Genomic DNA, 17,617 nt, shown 5'->3' with positions numbered 1-17,617 from the left:
GCCGCATGGCCAGCAAACAGATCATCGCTTACGGGGCAACCGTCGAGCGCTCCACCGATGGCGTCGCCTGGGCGGCGATCCCCGAATGCAAGGGCATCGCCATCCCCGCGCCGAGCACCGATTACATCGATGCCACCTCGCTCGACAGCCCGAACGGCTTCAAGGAATACGTCCGCGGCATGCGCGACGCGGGCGAGATCTCGCTGCCCTGCGGCTACACCGCCGCGGGCTACGAACAGCAGATCGCCGATTCCGCCCGCGATGAGCCGGTCTTTTACCGCACCACCCTCAAGCCCGCCCCCGGCCAGAAGACCGGCGATGTCTTCCAGTTCCGCGGCTTCCCGACCCCGCAGGTCGAGGGCAACGACGTGACCGGCCTGATCGCCATGACGATCAGCATCCGCACCACCGGCGACGTGATCTGGACCAAGGGGACGAAGGCATGACCGGCATGAACAGCTTGCGCGGCGCGGTGCCCTTCGCCGGGGACCGGTATTTCCGGCTCTCCACCAACGCCCTTGTCCGCTATCAGGACGCCGCGGGCGAGACCCTGCTCGAGGCGATGGCCGCGCTGGAACAGAGCCCCGGCGACACCCGGCGCATCCGCCGCATGGTCTGGGCGGCGCTCTCGCATGAGGGCCTCACCGAAGAGGCGGCGGGCGATCTGATGGATGAGATCGGCCAGACCGAAGCGGCGCGGCTGCTGGGCGAGGCGATCCGCGCCGCCTTCCCGCAGGCGGGCGCTCCGGGGGCGGATGCCGGAGAGACCGGGGGAAACGGGGCGGGCCGGAAGAAACGGACCCCCTGAGCGCGCTGCTGCGCGCCTGGCTTGAGGCGGGGCAGGATTATCCGGGCTTCTGGGATCTGACCCCGCGCGAGGCGGTGATGATCCTGCGCGGCGCCGCCACGCGGCAGCGCGCCGGGATTGAGGCCGCCCGCGCCCTCAATCACCAGTTGGCCGGGCTCGTGGCCTTCGCCTTCCACGATCCGCAAAACCTGCCGGAGTTCCGGCCGGACGATGCCGCCGCCGCGCCCCCGCAGGGCGCGCGCGAGCTGGATCATGAACGGGTCCGGGGTGCGCTGATCGCCATGGCGCTGCGCCCCCGGCCCTGATCCCAAACCCGGCCGCCTTCGGGCGGCCCTGTCTTTTCGGGGAATGCCCATGTCTGCCTCCGCAGTGATCGGCGCGCTGCGCGTCAATCTCGGCCTCGACAGCGCCAGCTTCCAAAAGGGCGTTGCCAGATCAACGGCCTCGCTTGGCACGCTCAAGGGCGCGGCCACGGCCGCCTCGGCCGCGATCTCCGCCATCGGCGCGGCGATCGGCGGCCCGGCCCTGGCCGCGATCGTCACCTCGGCCGCGCGCTCCGCGCAGGAGATCACCCGCCTGTCGCAGGTTGCGGGCGCCTCGGCGCAGGAGCTGCAGCAATGGTCCTTCGGGGCGCGGACGGTCGGCATCGAACAGGAAAAGCTCGCCGATATCCTCAAGGACGTGAATGACAAGGTGGGGGATTATCTCTCCACCGGCGGCGGCGAGATGGCGGATTTCTTCGAAAAGATCGCGCCCCGCGTCGGCGTGACCGCACAGGCCTTCCGCGATCTCTCGGGGCCGCAGGCCTTGCAGCTTTATGTGTCGAGCCTCGAAAAGGCCGGCCTCTCGCAGGCGGAAATGACCTTTTACATGGAGGCCATCGCCGACGATTCCACGCTGCTGCTGCCGCTTTTGCGCGCCAATGGCGCGGAAATGGCACGCCTCGGCGAGAGCGCCTCCAGCTTTGGCGCCGTGCTCGGGACAGATGCGGTCAAAGCGCTGCGCGCGGCGCAGCGGGCGCTTGACGACATTTCGGTCGTCCTGGAAGCCACGCGCAACCGCATTGCCGCCGATCTCGCCCCGGCGGTCGAGGCGATGGCGCGCGCCTTCGTCAATTCCATGCGCGAGGGCGGGTTTCTGCGCGGCGTGATCGACGGGCTGATGGCGGCGCTGCCGCATCTGACCGCCTATGCCGCCGCCTTCACCGCCGGGCTGATCGCCTGGCAGGCCGCCGCGCTCGCCGCGCGTCTGGCCACGATGGCGCTGTCGGTCTCCATGGCCGGGCTGCGCACCGCGATCGCCGCCACCGGCGTCGGCGTTCTGGTCGTCGCCATGGGCGAGCTCGGCCTCGCCATCCTCGATGCGGTGCGCAAGGCCGGGGGCTTTGCCGCCGCCTGGTACAAGCTCAAGGCGAAGTTCTTCGAGGCGCTGGAAGAGATGGCCCTCGCCTTCGCCACCTTCACCTGGGACATCGCCGAGGGGTTCAACGATCTCTTCGGCACCAGCCTGCAAGGCGTCGGCCCGGACGCCTATAACGCGCTCAAGCAGATGCGCTACGAGGCGCTTGACGCCGCCTCGGCCGCGCAGGAGGTGGCCACGGCCGCCACCGGGGCCGAGACCGCGCTGACAGGTCTCGGGGGGGCCGGGTCCGGCGCCGGAAAGAAGGTCAAGAAAGGCCTGACCGAGGCGCAAAAGGCGGCGCAGGAGTTCGCCGATACGCTGCGGGACGGCTTGCGCTCTTCGGTCGAAGGCGCGGTGGACTGGATGCTCGACGGGTTTCAGGGCGGCTTCAAGGGTCTGGTCAACCTCGCCCGGGACGCGCTCAAGCAGGTCGTGGGGCTGTTTCTCAAAAACCGGATCACGCTCTCGCTCGGCCTTGGCGTCAGCGGCGGCGCCGCAACGGGGGCGGCGGGGGCGGCCGTCTCCGGGGCGGCGGCGGGCGGCTTTGCGGGGTCTCTCGGCCTTCTGGGCACGGCGGGCAGCTTTCTGGGCTCGATCGGCTCGGGCGCGGCGGGGCTGGTCAACGCGCTCTTCGGCGGCGGTGGCGGCCTTGGCGCCGCGGGCACCTATCTCTCCGCGGTCACCAGCACCGCCACCACCAGCCTCGGGGCTTTCGGCGCCGCCATCGGCGCGACGCTGCCGATCCTCGCCGGGGTGGGCGTGGTCTTCTCGTTCTTCCGCAAGAAGGTCACCCAGCTTGACGCCGGGCTGCGGCTGACCGTCACCGACATGGACACGCTGGTCGAGACCTTCAGCAAGACCAGGACATCGCGGTTCTGGGGGCTCTCGAAGAAGACCCGCGAGACCTTCGCCGAAGCCGGTGCGGCGATTGCCGACCCGATCGAGGCCGCCGTGGCCGGGATCGTGCGCGGTGTCGCGGACATGGCCGACAGGCTCGGCATTGCCGGGCGCGACGCGCTCAAGGGCTTTGCCACGCAGATCAAAATCTCCACCCACGGGCTTTCCGAAAGCGAGGCGCAAGAGGCGATCAAGGCGGGGTTCACGCAGCTGTCCGACGAGCTGGCGCGGATGATCCTGGCCGCGGGCGAAGGGTTCAGCGGCAACCTCGCGGCCTTCACCTCGGCCTTCGCGCGCCGGGGCGAGAGCGCAGGCGAGACCCTGACCCGGCTTTCCTCGGCGCTGGCCATGGCCAATGCCTGGCTCGACCGGCTTGGCAAGACCGCCTACAGCACCTCGCTGGCGGGCGCCGATGCGGCCTCGAAATGGGCCCAGGCCTTCGGCGGCCTTGACGCCATGTCCGAGGCCGTCAGCGCCTATTATGCCGGGTTCTACAGCCCCTCCGAACGCCTCGCCCAGGCGCGCAAGGAGCTGTCGCAGGCGCTGGCGGGGCTCGGGATCGACGCCCTGCCCGGCTCGCGTCAGGCCTTCCGGCAGCTGATCGACACCGCCTTCGCCAAGGGCGACAAGGATCTGGCCGCAAAGCTGATCCAGCTGGCCCCGGCCATGGCCGAGATCACCGATCAGGCCCAGGCGCTGACCGCGGCGCTGAAGGATCTCGACACCCAGTCGCTTTATCGCAGCGGCGCCGAGGCGCTTTATGCCGCAACCTCGGAGGGCCAGCGCCGCCGCCTGACCGGCACCGATGCCACCGTGCAGGGGCTGCTGGCCGAGGTGGTGCGCGCGATCCGCGAAGGCGACATCAACAATGCCCGCCTCACCGCCCGGCTTCTGGCCGTGCAGGAACGCATGAGCCTGGACCCCGCAAGATGAAGATCCTCAACCCGATCGCCGTCACCGATGCGATGCTCCTCTCCTGCTCGATCCCGGAGACGGATTTCGCCCCCTGGAGCGCGCAGACGACCTATCCCCGCGGCGCCTTCGTCATCAGCCCCGCCACGCATACCGTCTATCGCGCCCTGCAAGGCGACAACACCGGCCATGATCCCGACCTCGAACAGCTCGCGCTGGCCGATCCGCTGATCGACGACCCCGATCCGGTCTTCTGGCAGGTGATCGGCGCCACCAACCGCTGGCGGCTCTTCGACGGCAAACCCTCGGTTCTGGCCACCGCCGCCGAGATCATCCGTGTCACGCTGGCCCCGGGCGTGGCGGTGGGCGGCGTCGCGGGCTTTGGCATCAGCGCCGCCGAGATCCGCGTGACGATGACCGATGCCGGGGCGGTGGTCTACCAGACCACGATCGCCATGCAGGACGAAACCATCGTCAGCGACGGGCTCAGCTACTACGTCGCGCCGATCACCGAGCTCTCCGAATTCGTCCTCACCGATCTGCCGCCCTATGCCGCGGCGCAAATCACCCTCGAGGCCAGCCGCCGCGGCGGACAGGTCAGCGTCGGGCAGTTCCTCCTCGGGCCGGTCTGGTCGCTCGGACGCCCGGTGATCGGCGGCACCGGGTTTCAGGGGGTCGATTTCTCCTATGTCAAACAGGATGACTACGGCGATCTGACCACCGTGCGCCGCGCCGCCACCCGGCTCAGCACCTTCGAGACCTGCCTGCCCAACGCCCAGCTGCTCGGCTTTGACGCCCGCATGCGCAGCCTGCGCGGTGGCACCGCCGCGGTCTGGATCGGCTCGGCCGATCCCCGCAAGGCGGCAATCAACTACGGATTCTATCGCAGCTACCGCGCGGCCTATCAAACCGACGCCTGGTCGCTGATCTCCATCGAAGTACAAGGAATCGTCTGATGGCAAAACCCGCCAAACCGATCGTGCCGCCGCCGCCGCTGCGCTCCAACCCGGAGACCTTCAGCGCGCGCATGGAAGCCTCGCTCCTGTTCTGGAAGACCTTCGCCGACTATCTCGACGCGCTCGGCGATCATGCCGAGGCCCAGGCCGATGCGGCGCTGGCCGCGGCCCTCGCGGCGGGCGCCGGGACCGGGCTTGCGCTGAAAGGCAATGGCGGCAAGGTGATGGCCGTCAATGCGGGCGCGACGGCGCTGGAGTTCCTGACAGCCTCAGGCGCCGGAAAGGCGATCCTGGCCAATGCCAGCGCCGCCGGTCTGGCGCTGGCCAGCGGCGCGGACGCAGCCGCGCAGCGCGCGACGCTCGGCCTTGGCGCGGTCACCACCCTGGCCGAGGCGGTGACGGATCTGAACGCGATCACCGTCTCGGGCTGGGCCAGATTTGCGCCCGGGGCCGCAAACGCGCCCATGGCGGATAACTCCGGCTATGTGCTGACAATCCTGTCCGGCAGTGTCGGCGTGCAGATGGTCTGGGGGCATCTGGGCAGCGCGGACAATACCTTCTCGTGGATGCGCTGGCGCGCTTCGAATGGCTGGAGGCCCTGGGTGCGGCTTTACGGCTCGGACAGCGAGATCAGGACGGGCGTGCTGAACGCCAGCGGCGATGCCCCGACCTACGCCTGTCGGGCTTGGGTCAACTTCAACGGCACCACCGGGGCAATCCGTGCGGCGGGGAACGTCTCGTCGATCACCAAAAACGGCACCGGCGACTACACCGTGAACTTCGCGACCGCGATGCCCGATGCGAATTACGCGGTCGTCTCGAGCAATCCGATGGCGACAGATGGCACAAAGGGCGGCGTCGGTTTGCGCGGTGGTTTCAACAGTGCCCCCGACCTCAAGACCACAACTCAGGTTCGTATCGTCACTGGCCCGTCGACCACCCTCGCGCTGGTTGATTTCCAGCAAGTCGACATCGCCATCTTCCGCTGAGGTAAAAATGGAAAAGCGCATCATCTTCAAAGACCAGAACGGCAGTTCGTGCGTCATCATCCCGTTTCTCGGCTGCGGCCTGACCATCGAGCAGATCGCGGCCAAGGACGTTCCGAGCGGAGCGCCCTACGAAATCGTTGACGCCTCCGAAATCCCGGTGGACCGCAGCACGGCAGTCGCTCAAGCCCTCGCCGCGCTCACGGCCGCCCGTGACGCCGCCATCGCCCGCGGCATCGAGGTCGACGGCCTGCACGTCCAGACCGACGATCTGAGCCAGAGCCGCCTCACCGCCGCGGCGCTGGCCGCCCGGCTCGAGCCGGAGGCAACCGTGCGCTGGAAGCTTGCGACGGGCGCATTCGTCGAGCTGACCGCGCCGCAGATCATCGCCCTCGCGCTGGCCGTGCGCGCCCATGTGCAGGCCTGTTTCGACCGCGAAGCCGATCTGGCCGCGCAGATCCGCGCCGCCGCCGACCCGGCCGCGGTCGCCCTCACCTTCTGATGCCTTCGGGCGCCGTCACCGTCACCGCCCGCCGGGCGGCAAGCCTCGAAAGGGCAGAATCATGAGCGATGCGAGGGGTTTGGTCGAGCTCGTCGATGCCATCTGGGGCGGTGCCGTCACCACGATGGCGGCGGCGCTGGCCGGGCGGCTGATGTGGCATTCGACCGAGGTGCGGGCGCGCAGGCGCCGGTTCCTGAGCCGCGAGCTGCTCTGGGAGCTGCCCGTCGCGGTCGGCATGGCGATCATCGGCGAGGCGGTGGCGGCCTATTTCGAGCTCGGGCGGACCGTCACCACCGGCGTCGTCGCCTCGCTCGCCTATCTCGGCCCGCGCGGCGCCCAGGTGGCGCTGACCCGGGTCTTCTTCCACAACAAGGAGTCGTGAGATGACGACAGACTGGCGGGCCGCGCAGATGCGGCTCCGGGCACTCGGCTTTGAGCCGGGGCCGATCGACGGGCTTTGCGGGCCGAAAACGAAAGCCGCGCTCCTCGCCTTCGGGCGCAGCCGCGGGCTCGCGACCGGGCGCGATTTCGGGCCGGTCATCGCGGCGCTGATGGGCGCAAAGGCGCCCTGCCCCGACATTCCCTGGATTGCCGAGGCGCTGCGGCTGCAGGGCCTGCACGAGCGGCGCGACACGGCGCAGCTGCGCGACTGGCTCGATACGGCGGCCAAGGCCATAGACCCGCGCGCCGTGCCCTGGTGCGGCGCCTTCGTGGCAAGCTGCCTGCGCGCGGCGCTGCCCGGGGTGATCCTGCCCGACACCCCGCTTGCCGCCCGCGCCTGGGGCCGCTTTGGCGATCCCGTCGCGCCGGTCTTCGGCGCGGTGCTGGTCTTCTGGCGCGGCGCCCCCTCCGGCTGGCAGGGCCATGTCGGCTTTTACCGCGGCGAGGATGCAACCGCCTATCACGTCCTCGGCGGCAACCAATCCGATGCCGTCACCATCACCCGGATCGCAAAAACGCGCCTGCTCGCCGCGCGCTGGCCCGCGGGCGTGCCCGTCACCGGGCGACCGGTCCGCCTCACCACCGCGGGCCTCGACCTCTCCAGCAACGAAGCCTGAACGACAAGGGAGACCCCGATGACCGACACCCTTCTTGCCACGATCCTCGCGCAGATCGTGCTGCCGATCCTCGCCACGATCACCACCGCGCTGATCGGCTGGGCGGCGGCAAAACTGCGCGCGCGCTGGGGCATCGAGATCGAGGCCGCACAGCGCGAGGCCTTGCATCAGGCGCTGATGACCGGCGCGCAGCTCGCCCTGACCCGGCGCGGGCGACAGCAAGACGGCCGCGATCTCGACCTCCTCGCCCGGGATGCGGTCGCCTATGCCCAGACCTCGGTCCCCGATGCCATCCGCGCCCTCGCGCCGCGCGATGGCGTGTTGAAAAACCTCGCCGCGGCCAAGATCGCGGCCCTGAGCCGGTGAGACCGCCCGCCGGGACATTTCTGTAACGAGTGACGTTTTGGCCTCTTGGGAGGCCAGAGGGGGCGCCAACCCCCTCCGACACGGGGAAACCGCTAAGCACCCCCGTCGACCAGCACAAGCTCATGGCCGCTCCCCCCTCGCGAGGGAGGGCCCTTGGAACATACTCAGATGATGGAGTCCATGATTCCCGTCGCGCCGGTTGCCCCTGCGGCACCCTGGCTCGGCGGCAAACGCAACCTGGCGAAACGGATCTGCACGATCCTCGACGAAACCCCCTGCCGGACCTATTGTGAGCCCTTCGTGGGCATGGGCGGGATCTTCCTGCGCCGCCGCGCCCGCCCGCGGGCCGAGGTGATCAATGATGCGGGCCGCGACATTGCGAACCTGTTCCGGATCCTGCAGCGGCATTATCCGCAGTTCCTCGAAATCCTGCGCTTCCAGCTGACGGTCCGCAGCGAGTTCGAGCGCCTGCTTGCGACCCGGCCGGACACCCTCACCGATCTCGAACGCGCCGCGCGGTTCCTCTACCTCCAGCGCACCGCGTTCGGCGGCAAGGTCAGCGGCCGCAACTTCGGCGTCAGCCGCGATCGGCCCGGCCGCTTCAACCTGCTGACGCTGGAACCGATGCTGGAGGATCTGCACGCGCGCCTCTCGGGCGTGGTGATCGAATGCCTGGATTTCGGCGCCTTCATCCAGCGCTATGACGCGCCCGAGACGCTGTTTTACCTCGACCCGCCCTATTGGGGCTGCGAGAGCGATTACGGCAAGGATCTGTTCAGCCGCGACGATTTCCAGCGCTTGGCGGATGGGCTGCGCGGCCTCAAGGGGCGGTTCCTGCTCTCGATCAACGACGTGCCCGAGATCCGCGAGATTTTCTCTTGGGCAGAGATCGAGCCGGTCCGCACCACCTATTCGATCGCCGGGAAAGGCCAAAGCATCCCCGCGGCCGAGCTGCTGATCCGCGGGAATGGGAGGTAGCGAGGGAAGGGAAAGGCGTGGGCCCTTGAACGCGAGGGCCTGCGCCGTCTGAACGCGACGACCGCGCCCGAAAGCGCCGCCACGATGTGAAGCGCACCTCGGCCCGCGAGCGCGGTTAGATACGCGGCGAGAGAAGAGGCGGCACGGCTGCGTTATATCATGCCCAATGACAGTGACGACGAAGTATATCTTCGAGCACGTCCAGCCTGAACCGCTCTTTCTTGAAGAGGTACTCCACCAAAGGCCCAAGGCTCAAATCTGGCGCTTCGAACAGCACGCCATTCATCAACAAAAAGTTGTTTGCACTAGAAAAGCCCGTTCGTTTGTTGCCATCAATATAGCCATGACTGGTCGAAATCCCATGCCAATAATAGGCTGCGACCCGAACCAGATCGCAACCGCTCTCATAATGGAAGGCGCTTTGGGGCCGACCTATCGCTCCAAGCAGATCGTCAAGACGTTTGTAGCCTCGAATCTGTTCTGCCAGGAGAACTTCCTCATGGAAGAAATCGACATCTTCCCGTGTGAGGAATATCGTGTCCTCAGGATCGGGCAGCGGCTCGAACCGAAGCATCAGGCCAAATAATCAAGAGTCTCTTTGTAGCGAACCTTCGTGATCGCCATAGCCTCACGAGCTGTCATGCGCTTGCGAACCGCCGGTTCGGCTTCAAACTTGAAGTTGTTGTTCGCTGCGATCAGAGAAGAAACGCGAAGGTGCTCTGCCGACTCATGCGCGACGTGCCCGTGGCAACGACCACAGACCGGGCAGAAGGAGTTCATCATCATGAACGACATAGCTTCCTCGCGAATCCTGGACGAAGGATCAGTTGAGTTCCTGTCTCAAGGACTAGTTGAATGTAAGTTGTAAAGAAGCAGTTGACAACCATGTCGCAGCTAGATCCGCACGAACGCGCGGTTGACAGCATTTGCGCCAATGACCCTGGAAGCTGCGAGAGACCGGGGCGCCTTCAGGCTTGCCCCTCCTCACAAACAGGACCGGCGGGGGTAAGTCCACGCAGGATGGCGCCAAGTAATTTTTGTCTTTACTTTTCAACCGGTGAAAGGGTGCCTCACATTGAGGCAACCGAAACCGGCCCGGCAGAGGTCGAGATTGTGGACGACCAGTGAAGGGGGAACAAAGGTGATCACGCTAGCGAACCCATCGCACCCCGGTGCAGTGCTGGACGAGCTGTTCCTCTCCGCTCTCGATCTGAGCACGGGCGCGCTTGCCAAGAAGCTCGGTGTCCCGCGCACCCGGATTGAACGGCTTGTGAAGGGGGAAACGGCGCTGACCGCAGATACCGCGCTGCGCCTGTCCAGGTTCTTCGGCAACACCGCCGAATTCTGGATGAACCTGCAACGCGCCTATGACCTTGATCGCGCGCGCAAGACTGTTGACGTTTCTTTCATTCAGCCGATGCAGGCGACCTGAGCCCCGGAGCCCCCGCGGGCAGGATGGACGATCAACGGCGCGGCCGTTCGAACGAATCGCAGAAGAGGCAATCGCAGCCCTTGGCCCTCAGTCATCGGGGCGCGGTGCATGGGATCGCACCGACGCAGAGGGCGGGGAGCGGCATGTGAGGGCGCGGCATTGCAACTGCAGAAACCTGCGATAGCCGCCGTTCACTGGCTCCATGGGGATCGACGCGACGCGCAGGAAAGCGTCCCTTCCGCGTCGCAAAGGGAGCGTTGCGCAAAAGATCCACGCTGACCAAAACCGGCCATAATTTCAGCTGGCAGTATAGAAATGCCGCAGCGCCACAGGAGAAAAGAGAAATTTTTCCAATTGCCCTTGATGTCTTGGCTTCGGATTACCAGTTAGGGGTCATGTGCTTTCGTAGCTCAGCTGGATAGAGCGCCGGTCTAATAAACCGGGGGTCGCGGGTTCGAGTCCTGCCGGGAGATTAGAAGGGTGCCTTCGGGCACCCTTCGCCATATAAGGCTCATCAGGCTTTCGAAGCATCACCTACCGTTATAAACGAGCGTTTTGACCGAAAACAGTTTGAAACGTGGCCTGAAAAGACCTGCTCGTCTTGATCTTCTTGCCACTCCCAGACAAGGCACCCAAGCTCATCGATAGGGTTGGGGGTTTGAATACAATCAACGATGACGTACCAGTACGAGCTTCGGGTTTCGTACTTGTGCCTTCTGCCGATAGCGATTGCGGCCGAGCGTGAATGGTCACTCATATGGTCAACGATAACGTAACTCAGCCCACCGACCTTGGTCGGGATTGAAAGTGCCTTGAGCGCCTTTCCCGCAGCGACCTCCTCTCGCATTTTAATTATGTATGCGGCAAGGTCATTAAGCATTGCACTTGAAAAGTCGTATAGGTCAACGACTACTGCGGCGGTTTCTGGCCCCCTTAACTTCAGCTCTCTCAGAAGATCCGTCACAATCGGCACATCGAAGCGCTCAAGTATCCCCGCCGGGCGAATTCCAGCTACCCCGACATCGAAGGGCATCATGAAGTCGTCGACCGGCTGCGCAAAATCCCTTTCGATGACCATACGTTGAAATTCATCTGGCAAGGCGAGCTTGTGTGTTAGGTGGAACCCCATGAAGCAGTGCTCGCTTTCCGACAAAACTTGGTCATAAAAATCCGATCGGCTCTTCAGGTAGAAGATCATGTCTACCGGGTCAGGAAAAACTCGGGATGCGCAATCCAACACCCCAAGATCCCAGATGACAGGTGCGATCTCTTGCTCGCGTTCGAGAAGGTGGTGGGCCAGCAATGTTACTGAAGGGAATGGATCGCTCAGCACTACCATAGGGAACAATCGGTTTACTCGGCGCACCTCGATTTTTCTTCCGTCGGGCCGAACGCAGGAGGCGCCTTCCCTAATCAACCGCGCACAGGTCAGCGCTTGGCCATAGGGAGCTTGGATCGCATTATGAAAATCACGGCGCAAGGCAGCCATATCACCGGCCCGAGCCTGCATCGTGATCCTCTTCGATTTTGCCTGAACGACCAACACGAACTCTCCGTAAGTGACGAGGATGTCAATCTCACCCGCCTTGTCCCTCCTTCCACTTTTGTACAGGGTCACGTTTTCATGGACGTTCTCTTGACCGAATACAGATCGAAGGAGGTATCCCGTAGTAGTTTCAAGGAACTCGCCGCGGTTTTTCTTGGCGACCTCCATATAATTCTTGTCCTGCATCATCCAGTAGAAAGGGCTCTCATAAAGTGCTTCGAAGAGCCGATACTGATTGGGAACATACAATAACTCACCTATGCAAACGAGCGGGCGAAGCATGGTTTCGTTGAGCGAGAAAGGATCGGTGAAGCCCTGGTTGGCCCCGGTCAAATTGATCGAGAACAATCGGACGAACGCCTCTGCCTTGCCCTTAAACTTCCGTCGAAGCTCGATGATCGGGATCATGAGGCTCTGTGTCAAGTCATCGCTATTCAGGGCGGCGCCAGATTTGCGGCGATGGCCAACCGCTGTCATCTGTCGATTAGTCCAATCCGAGATAAACTGAATTATTTCTAACATTGGGAGAATGGAGACGCCCTTTTCTCTCAAAAGCCAGTCACGGTCTGACCGGTATCTTTGCCGAATAAATAATGGGAATTGATGGAGATAAAAGCTTTCTGCGGAATAATAGATGGATTCTTGAGCCATCGGGCCTACCGCTTCAAGGGAACTATCAGCATCAAGTTGATTTTTCTGCAACTCAGCCGCTACGTCGTCCATAATCCGGTCGTGAAGCTCCCGAAGAAGGCGATCAGCCTCCGACATGAAAACTGAGACGTCGCCGAGCATAGTATATGTTCGATCAGAATCAGACTGGACAGCTAATCCTAGTAGAAGCATCAATTCCGGCTTATTTAGGCGAGCAGTCGACCAGCGGTGATCAGGATCAGCTACCACCGTTCGGTCTTTCGTGTCGATTGTATAGACCCAATCACGATATATTAGCTCTGAAATTCCATGAATTGCCCCATCTGAGGTTGCGAGAATGCGCAAATCCGCGAATATCTCCTGCGAATCGCGCGGAAATACGTGTTCCTCACCAGCCATCCCCACTCCCATCCCTAAAAGGGCTACTCTTCGCGCGCTGCACCATGTCAGTTCCAAATTTCATTCTCAGCATAAGCCTTGTTCGGTCAATTACTCAATGCCCTCCATCGGAGAAAGCAGTTTTGTAAGCAGCAAAGGTCTCACGCTCGTATCGTGCTCCGAAGCCTTCATTGTAGCCTGCCACAATCACGGCGGCATAAGGAAACTTTTTAGCGACGCCTTCCCGAACGGCTGCCAACTCGGGAGTGCAGTAGCAACTCCGCCGCTCTGTGCTACGGCGACAGGCTTTGCGCTGTCCGCCGCACGACCGACAGCCTTGGACCGCCCGGCCCCTCGCTACGGTGCGCATGAATGGCTGCTTCGGAGCACGGCACTTAATGATGCGACCGGCGGCCTCGGGCCAGGGACGTTGATCGGTTCGTCGCCATCACAGAGGGCGGAAAGCGGCCAATGATGATCCCCTCGGTTTAGCCTGATAGCCCTGGTCGACTTATTCCGTCCAGGGGAATTTATCTCCAAAATCACTGCTGATCGCCTTGCGTTTCCGCGTTTGGGCAGGCCCTAGAAGCCGAAGCCCATTCAGAAAGCGCAAAATTGCCAACTGAGCCTATTGCTCCATAACCGAGCAAGACGATTATAAGGGATATAATGGTTTTGGCGCGGATGCTTGCATTCAATGACAGGCTCTCAGCGATGAGGTCCGAAAGCCTCCAAACGCCAATGAAAGCCACAATCAAAAGCGCAAAGGCCGCCGCGAGGCCCAATAATGCGCTTAACTCTTCTCCGCCGCCCATCTTGCAGTCGAGAATCCTGATCGATGGTAGCGCTATGGCACCTACCACAACCAAAAGGGCAGCGATCTTTGTGATTATATCTACGGCGTCGGACCATTTTTGCATCTGAAACACTTGTTGTTGAATTGACCCACTCGGGGCCACTCCCCGCTTTTCGCGCGAGCGTAGCACATCATGCTGCGCCGAGCACTCCCGTGTTCAATGGATTGCTCGGCCCCATCGCTGCGCCGTACCGGAACGGCTGGTTTGGAGCGCAGCGCTCAATGATGCGACCGGCGGATCAGGGCCGAGCACGTCGATCGATTCGTCGTCGCGGAGGGCGGAAAGCGGACTTTCGCCGTGCATCGGATGTATGGCCAAGGCCGCACAAAGCGGCAATCAGGCTAACGGCGTGAACGTCAGTCTGGCACCGATCACAGCTATCTGGCAGCTCATCTGTACCTCAGCAAACTAGCTCCATCTGCCAAGTTAGACTATGCCGGTGCAACGATGAAAAATCCTCCTTGCAACTTGGCGCAAAAAGTCTCTAACTATTGATCGAAATCAATTCGATGAAGGGATGAATCGCTTGAAGATTATCGCAATTTTCAACAACAAAGGCGGCGTCGGAAAGACGACCTATATGTATCATGTGGCACACTTGCTATCTCAGCGTGGAAAGAGCGTCTTGATGGTAGATTGTGATAGTCAGTGCAATCTGACAGCCTATAGCCTTACCGATCGAGAAATTAAGCGATCCTGGAATCCGGATGGTAACAGCATATTCGCCAATATCATGCCAGTCTATCAAGGCTTGGGTGATGTCCGTGATCGCGGGCCTTCAAAGGTGGTAAACTGCAAAGGCGACCTATACATAGTTCCTGGAGACTTACGTCTAAGTGACTTTGAGGACACGCTTGGCGATACGTGGAACGCAGCGCGAGGCGGCAGCGAAGCGGCGGTTAGGGCTCAGTCTGCTATTCATAGATATATCATCAATGCTGCAAGCAAGGTAAAAGCGGACATCGTTCTAATCGACCTTGGGCCGAATCTCGGCGCTTTGAATCGTGCCGTTCTAGCATCCGCTGACTACTTCATCACCCCAGTTGCTCCAGACTTGTTTTCCCTGCAAGGCACTGAGAATTTAGGGCGCAAACTGCGGGCATGGCGCTCTGGATGGGATCAAATTCATCAGAGCTGCGAGGGTATGAGTTTTTCTATCCCTAGCGGGAGACCCAGATACCTTGGTTATGTAGTTCAGCAACATAACGTTAGGTCAAATCCGACAGGAATGACAAAAGGGTGGGAGATATATGGCAGCGAGCTATTTCCTGCCATCAAAAGAAATATCATCGATAAGCTCGCAGAGATAGATCAGGTCATAGATTGGGGGGATGACGACTTTGAACTCGGGAAAATTCAGAATCTACATAGCCTAATTCCATACTCAATGGATGCAAAGAAGCCAATTTTCTACTGCACAGGGAAGGATGGGCTAAATGGCGCCCATATCACAAAGGCAAAAGATAGTGCGAAGCTCTTTATGGATATTGTGCAGACCATGGAGGCGGTAATAGACCCGGAATTCCAATAGAAGAGATTCCGTCTACCCCATAGCTCGGCGCAGTACAGATGCTGCGCCGAGTTGAGTACGCGAGTGAGTGCATAGGCCTGTAGGTGCCAATTCCTAGAGCCATCGCGTAGCGTAGGCGGGTCGCGAGTGCGGCTGTATGCTGTGCCTGGCCCGACTGGCCGTCAAGACGTGAAACCGGACATCTGCTGCGCCTCCCATGAAGGTCCGCAAAGGGCCGATACGTCCGCGCTCCCCCCCCCGCCGGTCCGCGAGAGGACAACGCCGCGATCCGCGCCCAGACGCGCGCCGTTTCGCCCAGACTGGGCCGTTCGATCATCGCGCACCAGGTCTCATCCGGCCCGCAAAATCGGGCGCCCCGCCGGAATGTCAGACCCGCAGGGCGCCGCACAGGGTCGCGTTCAGGCCGCGTCGTAATGGGCAAAGATCCGGTTTTGCCCGTCCGCCGTGATCAGATGCACGTCATAGGCCTCGCGCTGATCCTCGGGGCCCATGCCGGGAGCGCCAAGCGGCATGCCGGGCACCGCCAGCCCCAGCGCCGCGGGGCGCTCGGCCAGCAATCGGCGGATGTCGGCGGGGGGAACGTGGCCCTCGATCACATAGCCCTCGACCCGGGCGGTGTGACACGAGCGCATCGGCTCGGGGATGCCGCTTTGCCCCTTGAGCGCCTGCAGCGCGTCATAGTCGATCACCTGTGTCGTCACGGCAAAGCCGTCGGCGCGCAGAATATCGATCCAGGCCTCGCAGCAGCCGCAATCGGGGTCCTTGACGACAGTGATCGCCACTGGCGCGGCGGCGCGCAGCGGTGCGCTGGCAAGGCACCCGGCGACAAGGGCCAGAACGGTGCGGCGGGAAAGTTTGGTCATGATGATCTCCGGTTCAGGAATGGGAACGTGGCGAAGATCAGAGGCGGGGCGGCGGCCCCTCCGGTTCGGGGGAAAGCAGCGCCAGCCGCAACGGAACCGCAGGCGGAACGAGGCCCGAGATGCGCTCGGCCCTTGCGGCGGGCTGCATCGGTTCGGGCGTCAGCGAGGCGCCCAGACAATGCTGCAGGCAGCCTTCCGGCGCGAAAGTGGTGGTCTTGGGCGACGGTTTCGCATCGGGGACCATCGCATGATGGCCCGCGCCCCTGTCCTGCGCGCAATCGGCGCCGGGATGCGGACAGGCGTCCGGCGCGGCGACCACGGGCGCAGCCGTGCCAAGCGCCGCCAGAAAGACGGCGATCAGGCTGAGGCGAAGCAGGGCGCAAAGAATCCGCATGGGCGCATGCATGGCACGGGGCGAGGCTGTTGTCAGGTGACGATTTCAGGAGCGATGCGTGGCGGCAATCCCGGTTCCCTTCCGCCATGACGCTGCGGCATCACGGTCAGCCCCGGATCCCGCGCCGGTGCTGACCGGGCGAATGTGGGCAAGACTTCCTGCCGCCGATCGGCCTGCCGCGCGCGGATCATCGGCGCTGGCGCTGGACCGAAACGTCGCAAGGGGCGGTCCAGCCCTTACCGATCCTTCGGAATTGTGCCTAGCTTCGTCCCGAGCCTGCACTGAAAAGGATGCAAAGCAATGCAACTGCACCGTGGCCGCCTGATCGATCACATTCAGCTTGTCGTGCGCGACCTGCCCGCAAGCGAAAACTTCTATACGGCGGTGTTGTCCGTCCTGGGGATCCCGGTTCTGAGCACCGGGAACGGCTACTTCATCGCCGACGAGCTTGTCGTGTCTTCCGCCGACAGCCCGGCCGCTTCGGGCGCGCTGACGGGGCGGCATCATCTGGCCTTTCAGGCGCAGGACCGCGAAACGGTTGACGCGTTCTACCGCGCGGCCTTGGCGCATGGCGGGCGCGACAATGGCGCTCCCGGCATCCGGGCCTATCATCCGGGTTATTATGCCGCCTTCGTGCTGGACCCGGATGGCAACAACATCGAGGCGGTCTATCAGGGCGCGGCGCAGCGCAGCGCGCCCTCGGTCACCATCGCCTTCTAGGCCACGTCGGTCAGGCATCCGACAGCGGCGCGAGACCGGGCCACACGCGGAAACGGGTGATACAAACTGCCCTGCAAGCTATTGATTTTCATAGCCCCGACAAACCACGCTGATACAGCTTAAGGCGCTGATCGCACTTGATTATTGCGGTCCCTCCAGGCGTTGGCCTCCGGTTTGGTCGGCGTCGTGAGCGCCTGGGCGACCCACGCCTTGGGCGCCTCATACCGCGACCCGAACGCCGTCGCGTCTGTCGCGCGCGGCAACAAGCATTCGGCGGGGCGCCAAGCGGCGCCCTGTCTTGCGAGGGTATAACCGGCCCTTATGCCGCCCGCGGGTTCAGCGTCCCCTCGGTCCCGGGCAGAACCTGACCGCCAACCGCCA

20 protein-coding genes and 1 tRNA gene are annotated in these 17,617 nt (G+C 63.2%); 15 read left to right on the top strand and 6 right to left on the bottom strand.

The window, feature by feature from the left end; genetic code table 11:
* Positions 1-5: 5 nt before the first annotated feature.
* The 11 genes from AC4PTB_RS07185 (at position 6) to AC4PTB_RS07135 (ending at position 8,864) form a co-directional block, all read left to right on the top strand.
* On the top strand, positions 6-446 hold the full coding sequence (locus AC4PTB_RS07185; RefSeq protein WP_492190246.1) for a phage tail protein: 441 nt from the start codon (positions 6-8) through the stop codon (positions 444-446).
* 5 nt (positions 447-451) lie between these two features.
* Positions 452-808, top strand: coding sequence for a hypothetical protein (locus tag AC4PTB_RS07180; RefSeq protein WP_492192600.1), 357 nt, complete (start codon positions 452-454; stop codon positions 806-808).
* A 77-nt stretch (positions 809-885) separates the two neighbouring features.
* The gene (locus AC4PTB_RS07175) at positions 886-1,113 is read left to right on the top strand and encodes a hypothetical protein (protein ID WP_492190247.1); all 228 of its coding nucleotides are present in this window, start codon (positions 886-888) and stop codon (positions 1,111-1,113) included.
* A 49-nt stretch (positions 1,114-1,162) separates the two neighbouring features.
* Positions 1,163-4,039, top strand: coding sequence for a hypothetical protein (locus tag AC4PTB_RS07170; protein ID WP_492190248.1), 2,877 nt, complete (start codon positions 1,163-1,165; stop codon positions 4,037-4,039).
* Positions 4,036-4,974, top strand: a complete 939-nt coding sequence (locus tag AC4PTB_RS07165) for a hypothetical protein (RefSeq protein WP_492190249.1) — start codon at positions 4,036-4,038, stop codon at positions 4,972-4,974. Before AC4PTB_RS07170 ends, AC4PTB_RS07165 begins: the two co-directional genes overlap by 4 nt.
* A complete protein-coding gene (locus tag AC4PTB_RS07160; protein WP_492192338.1) occupies positions 4,974-5,963 on the top strand; it encodes a pyocin knob domain-containing protein in 990 nt (329 codons plus the stop codon). The genes AC4PTB_RS07165 and AC4PTB_RS07160 overlap by 1 nt, the downstream gene beginning before the upstream one ends.
* Before the next feature lie 7 nt (positions 5,964-5,970).
* Entirely contained in the window at positions 5,971-6,462 is a 492-nt protein-coding gene (locus AC4PTB_RS07155) for a DUF4376 domain-containing protein (RefSeq protein ID WP_492192337.1), read from the top strand.
* A gap of 61 nt (positions 6,463-6,523) precedes the next feature.
* Positions 6,524-6,844, top strand: a complete 321-nt coding sequence (locus AC4PTB_RS07150; RefSeq protein WP_492192336.1) for a phage holin family protein — start codon at positions 6,524-6,526, stop codon at positions 6,842-6,844.
* A 1-nt stretch (position 6,845) separates the two neighbouring features.
* On the top strand, positions 6,846-7,520 hold the full coding sequence (locus tag AC4PTB_RS07145) for an NlpC/P60 family protein (RefSeq protein ID WP_492192335.1): 675 nt from the start codon (positions 6,846-6,848) through the stop codon (positions 7,518-7,520).
* A gap of 18 nt (positions 7,521-7,538) precedes the next feature.
* Entirely contained in the window at positions 7,539-7,886 is a 348-nt protein-coding gene (locus AC4PTB_RS07140; protein ID WP_492192334.1) for a hypothetical protein, read from the top strand.
* 180 nt (positions 7,887-8,066) lie between these two features.
* On the top strand, positions 8,067-8,864 hold the full coding sequence (locus tag AC4PTB_RS07135; protein WP_241772243.1) for a DNA adenine methylase: 798 nt from the start codon (positions 8,067-8,069) through the stop codon (positions 8,862-8,864).
* Between the two features lie 157 nt (positions 8,865-9,021).
* Here AC4PTB_RS07135 and AC4PTB_RS07130 read toward each other — a convergent pair whose 3' ends face one another.
* Complete coding sequence (locus AC4PTB_RS07130) at positions 9,022-9,438, bottom strand: type II toxin-antitoxin system death-on-curing family toxin (RefSeq protein ID WP_492192333.1); 417 nt, start codon at positions 9,436-9,438, stop codon at positions 9,022-9,024.
* Complete coding sequence (locus AC4PTB_RS07125; RefSeq protein ID WP_492192332.1) at positions 9,438-9,659, bottom strand: hypothetical protein; 222 nt, start codon at positions 9,657-9,659, stop codon at positions 9,438-9,440. The genes AC4PTB_RS07130 and AC4PTB_RS07125 overlap by 1 nt, the downstream gene beginning before the upstream one ends.
* A 382-nt stretch (positions 9,660-10,041) precedes the next feature.
* On the opposite strand from AC4PTB_RS07125, the gene AC4PTB_RS07120 reads away from it, so the two are divergent.
* Positions 10,042-10,296: a HigA family addiction module antitoxin gene (locus AC4PTB_RS07120; RefSeq protein ID WP_492192331.1), complete on the top strand. Its 255-nt coding sequence runs from the start codon at positions 10,042-10,044 to the stop codon at positions 10,294-10,296.
* A gap of 403 nt (positions 10,297-10,699) precedes the next feature.
* Positions 10,700-10,769: transfer RNA gene (locus tag AC4PTB_RS07115), tRNA-Ile, on the top strand.
* A 41-nt stretch (positions 10,770-10,810) separates the two neighbouring features.
* Here AC4PTB_RS07115 and AC4PTB_RS07110 read toward each other — a convergent pair.
* Positions 10,811-12,892, bottom strand: a complete 2,082-nt coding sequence (locus tag AC4PTB_RS07110) for a hypothetical protein (RefSeq protein WP_492192330.1) — start codon at positions 12,890-12,892, stop codon at positions 10,811-10,813.
* 521 nt (positions 12,893-13,413) lie between these two features.
* A complete protein-coding gene (locus AC4PTB_RS07105; protein ID WP_492192329.1) occupies positions 13,414-13,791 on the bottom strand; it encodes a hypothetical protein in 378 nt (125 codons plus the stop codon).
* Positions 13,792-14,254: 463 nt separating this feature from the next.
* On the opposite strand from AC4PTB_RS07105, the gene AC4PTB_RS07100 reads away from it, so the two are divergent.
* Positions 14,255-15,259 (top strand): ParA family protein, encoded by a 1,005-nt coding sequence (locus tag AC4PTB_RS07100; protein WP_492192328.1) that lies wholly within the window; start codon positions 14,255-14,257, stop codon positions 15,257-15,259.
* Positions 15,260-15,657: 398 nt separating this feature from the next.
* Here AC4PTB_RS07100 and AC4PTB_RS07095 read toward each other — a convergent pair whose 3' ends face one another.
* Together AC4PTB_RS07095 and AC4PTB_RS07090 are read right to left on the bottom strand one after the other, a co-directional pair.
* The gene (locus AC4PTB_RS07095; RefSeq protein WP_492192327.1) at positions 15,658-16,122 is read right to left on the bottom strand and encodes a DUF411 domain-containing protein; all 465 of its coding nucleotides are present in this window, start codon (positions 16,120-16,122) and stop codon (positions 15,658-15,660) included.
* A gap of 37 nt (positions 16,123-16,159) precedes the next feature.
* Entirely contained in the window at positions 16,160-16,516 is a 357-nt protein-coding gene (locus tag AC4PTB_RS07090; protein ID WP_492192326.1) for a hypothetical protein, read from the bottom strand.
* A 300-nt stretch (positions 16,517-16,816) separates the two neighbouring features.
* Here AC4PTB_RS07090 and AC4PTB_RS07085 point away from each other — a divergent pair, with 300 nt between their 5' ends.
* Positions 16,817-17,236: a VOC family protein gene (locus AC4PTB_RS07085; RefSeq protein ID WP_492192325.1), complete on the top strand. Its 420-nt coding sequence runs from the start codon at positions 16,817-16,819 to the stop codon at positions 17,234-17,236.
* The last annotated feature ends 381 nt before the right edge of the window (positions 17,237-17,617 follow it).

This window comes from Rhodobacter sp. 4.3.4, assembly GCF_058724655.1.
The sequence above is the reverse complement of the archived record's forward strand: the minus strand, read 5'-3'. Positions and strand labels throughout refer to the sequence as shown.

What these genes read in the sequence shown, in the direction of transcription:
- AC4PTB_RS07145 (WP_492192335.1), top strand. Translation starts at nt 6,846, where the DNA reads ATGACGACAGACTGGCGGGCCGCGCAGATGCGGCTCCGGGCACTCGGC.
- AC4PTB_RS07130 (WP_492192333.1), bottom strand. Translation starts at nt 9,438, where the DNA reads ATGCTTCGGTTCGAGCCGCTGCCCGATCCTGAGGACACGATATTCCTC.
- AC4PTB_RS07140 (WP_492192334.1), top strand. Translation starts at nt 7,539, where the DNA reads ATGACCGACACCCTTCTTGCCACGATCCTCGCGCAGATCGTGCTGCCG.
- AC4PTB_RS07085 (WP_492192325.1), top strand. Translation starts at nt 16,817, where the DNA reads ATGCAACTGCACCGTGGCCGCCTGATCGATCACATTCAGCTTGTCGTG.
- AC4PTB_RS07095 (WP_492192327.1), bottom strand. Translation starts at nt 16,122, where the DNA reads ATGACCAAACTTTCCCGCCGCACCGTTCTGGCCCTTGTCGCCGGGTGC.
- AC4PTB_RS07125 (WP_492192332.1), bottom strand. Translation starts at nt 9,659, where the DNA reads ATGTCGTTCATGATGATGAACTCCTTCTGCCCGGTCTGTGGTCGTTGC.
- AC4PTB_RS07180 (WP_492192600.1), top strand. Translation starts at nt 452, where the DNA reads ATGAACAGCTTGCGCGGCGCGGTGCCCTTCGCCGGGGACCGGTATTTC.
- AC4PTB_RS07135 (WP_241772243.1), top strand. Translation starts at nt 8,067, where the DNA reads ATGATTCCCGTCGCGCCGGTTGCCCCTGCGGCACCCTGGCTCGGCGGC.
- AC4PTB_RS07150 (WP_492192336.1), top strand. Translation starts at nt 6,524, where the DNA reads ATGAGCGATGCGAGGGGTTTGGTCGAGCTCGTCGATGCCATCTGGGGC.
- AC4PTB_RS07175 (WP_492190247.1), top strand. Translation starts at nt 886, where the DNA reads ATGATCCTGCGCGGCGCCGCCACGCGGCAGCGCGCCGGGATTGAGGCC.
- AC4PTB_RS07105 (WP_492192329.1), bottom strand. Translation starts at nt 13,791, where the DNA reads ATGCAAAAATGGTCCGACGCCGTAGATATAATCACAAAGATCGCTGCC.
- AC4PTB_RS07160 (WP_492192338.1), top strand. Translation starts at nt 4,974, where the DNA reads ATGGCAAAACCCGCCAAACCGATCGTGCCGCCGCCGCCGCTGCGCTCC.
- AC4PTB_RS07110 (WP_492192330.1), bottom strand. Translation starts at nt 12,892, where the DNA reads ATGGCTGGTGAGGAACACGTATTTCCGCGCGATTCGCAGGAGATATTC.
- AC4PTB_RS07090 (WP_492192326.1), bottom strand. Translation starts at nt 16,516, where the DNA reads ATGCGGATTCTTTGCGCCCTGCTTCGCCTCAGCCTGATCGCCGTCTTT.
- AC4PTB_RS07170 (WP_492190248.1), top strand. Translation starts at nt 1,163, where the DNA reads ATGTCTGCCTCCGCAGTGATCGGCGCGCTGCGCGTCAATCTCGGCCTC.
- AC4PTB_RS07165 (WP_492190249.1), top strand. Translation starts at nt 4,036, where the DNA reads ATGAAGATCCTCAACCCGATCGCCGTCACCGATGCGATGCTCCTCTCC.
- AC4PTB_RS07185 (WP_492190246.1), top strand. Translation starts at nt 6, where the DNA reads ATGGCCAGCAAACAGATCATCGCTTACGGGGCAACCGTCGAGCGCTCC.
- AC4PTB_RS07155 (WP_492192337.1), top strand. Translation starts at nt 5,971, where the DNA reads ATGGAAAAGCGCATCATCTTCAAAGACCAGAACGGCAGTTCGTGCGTC.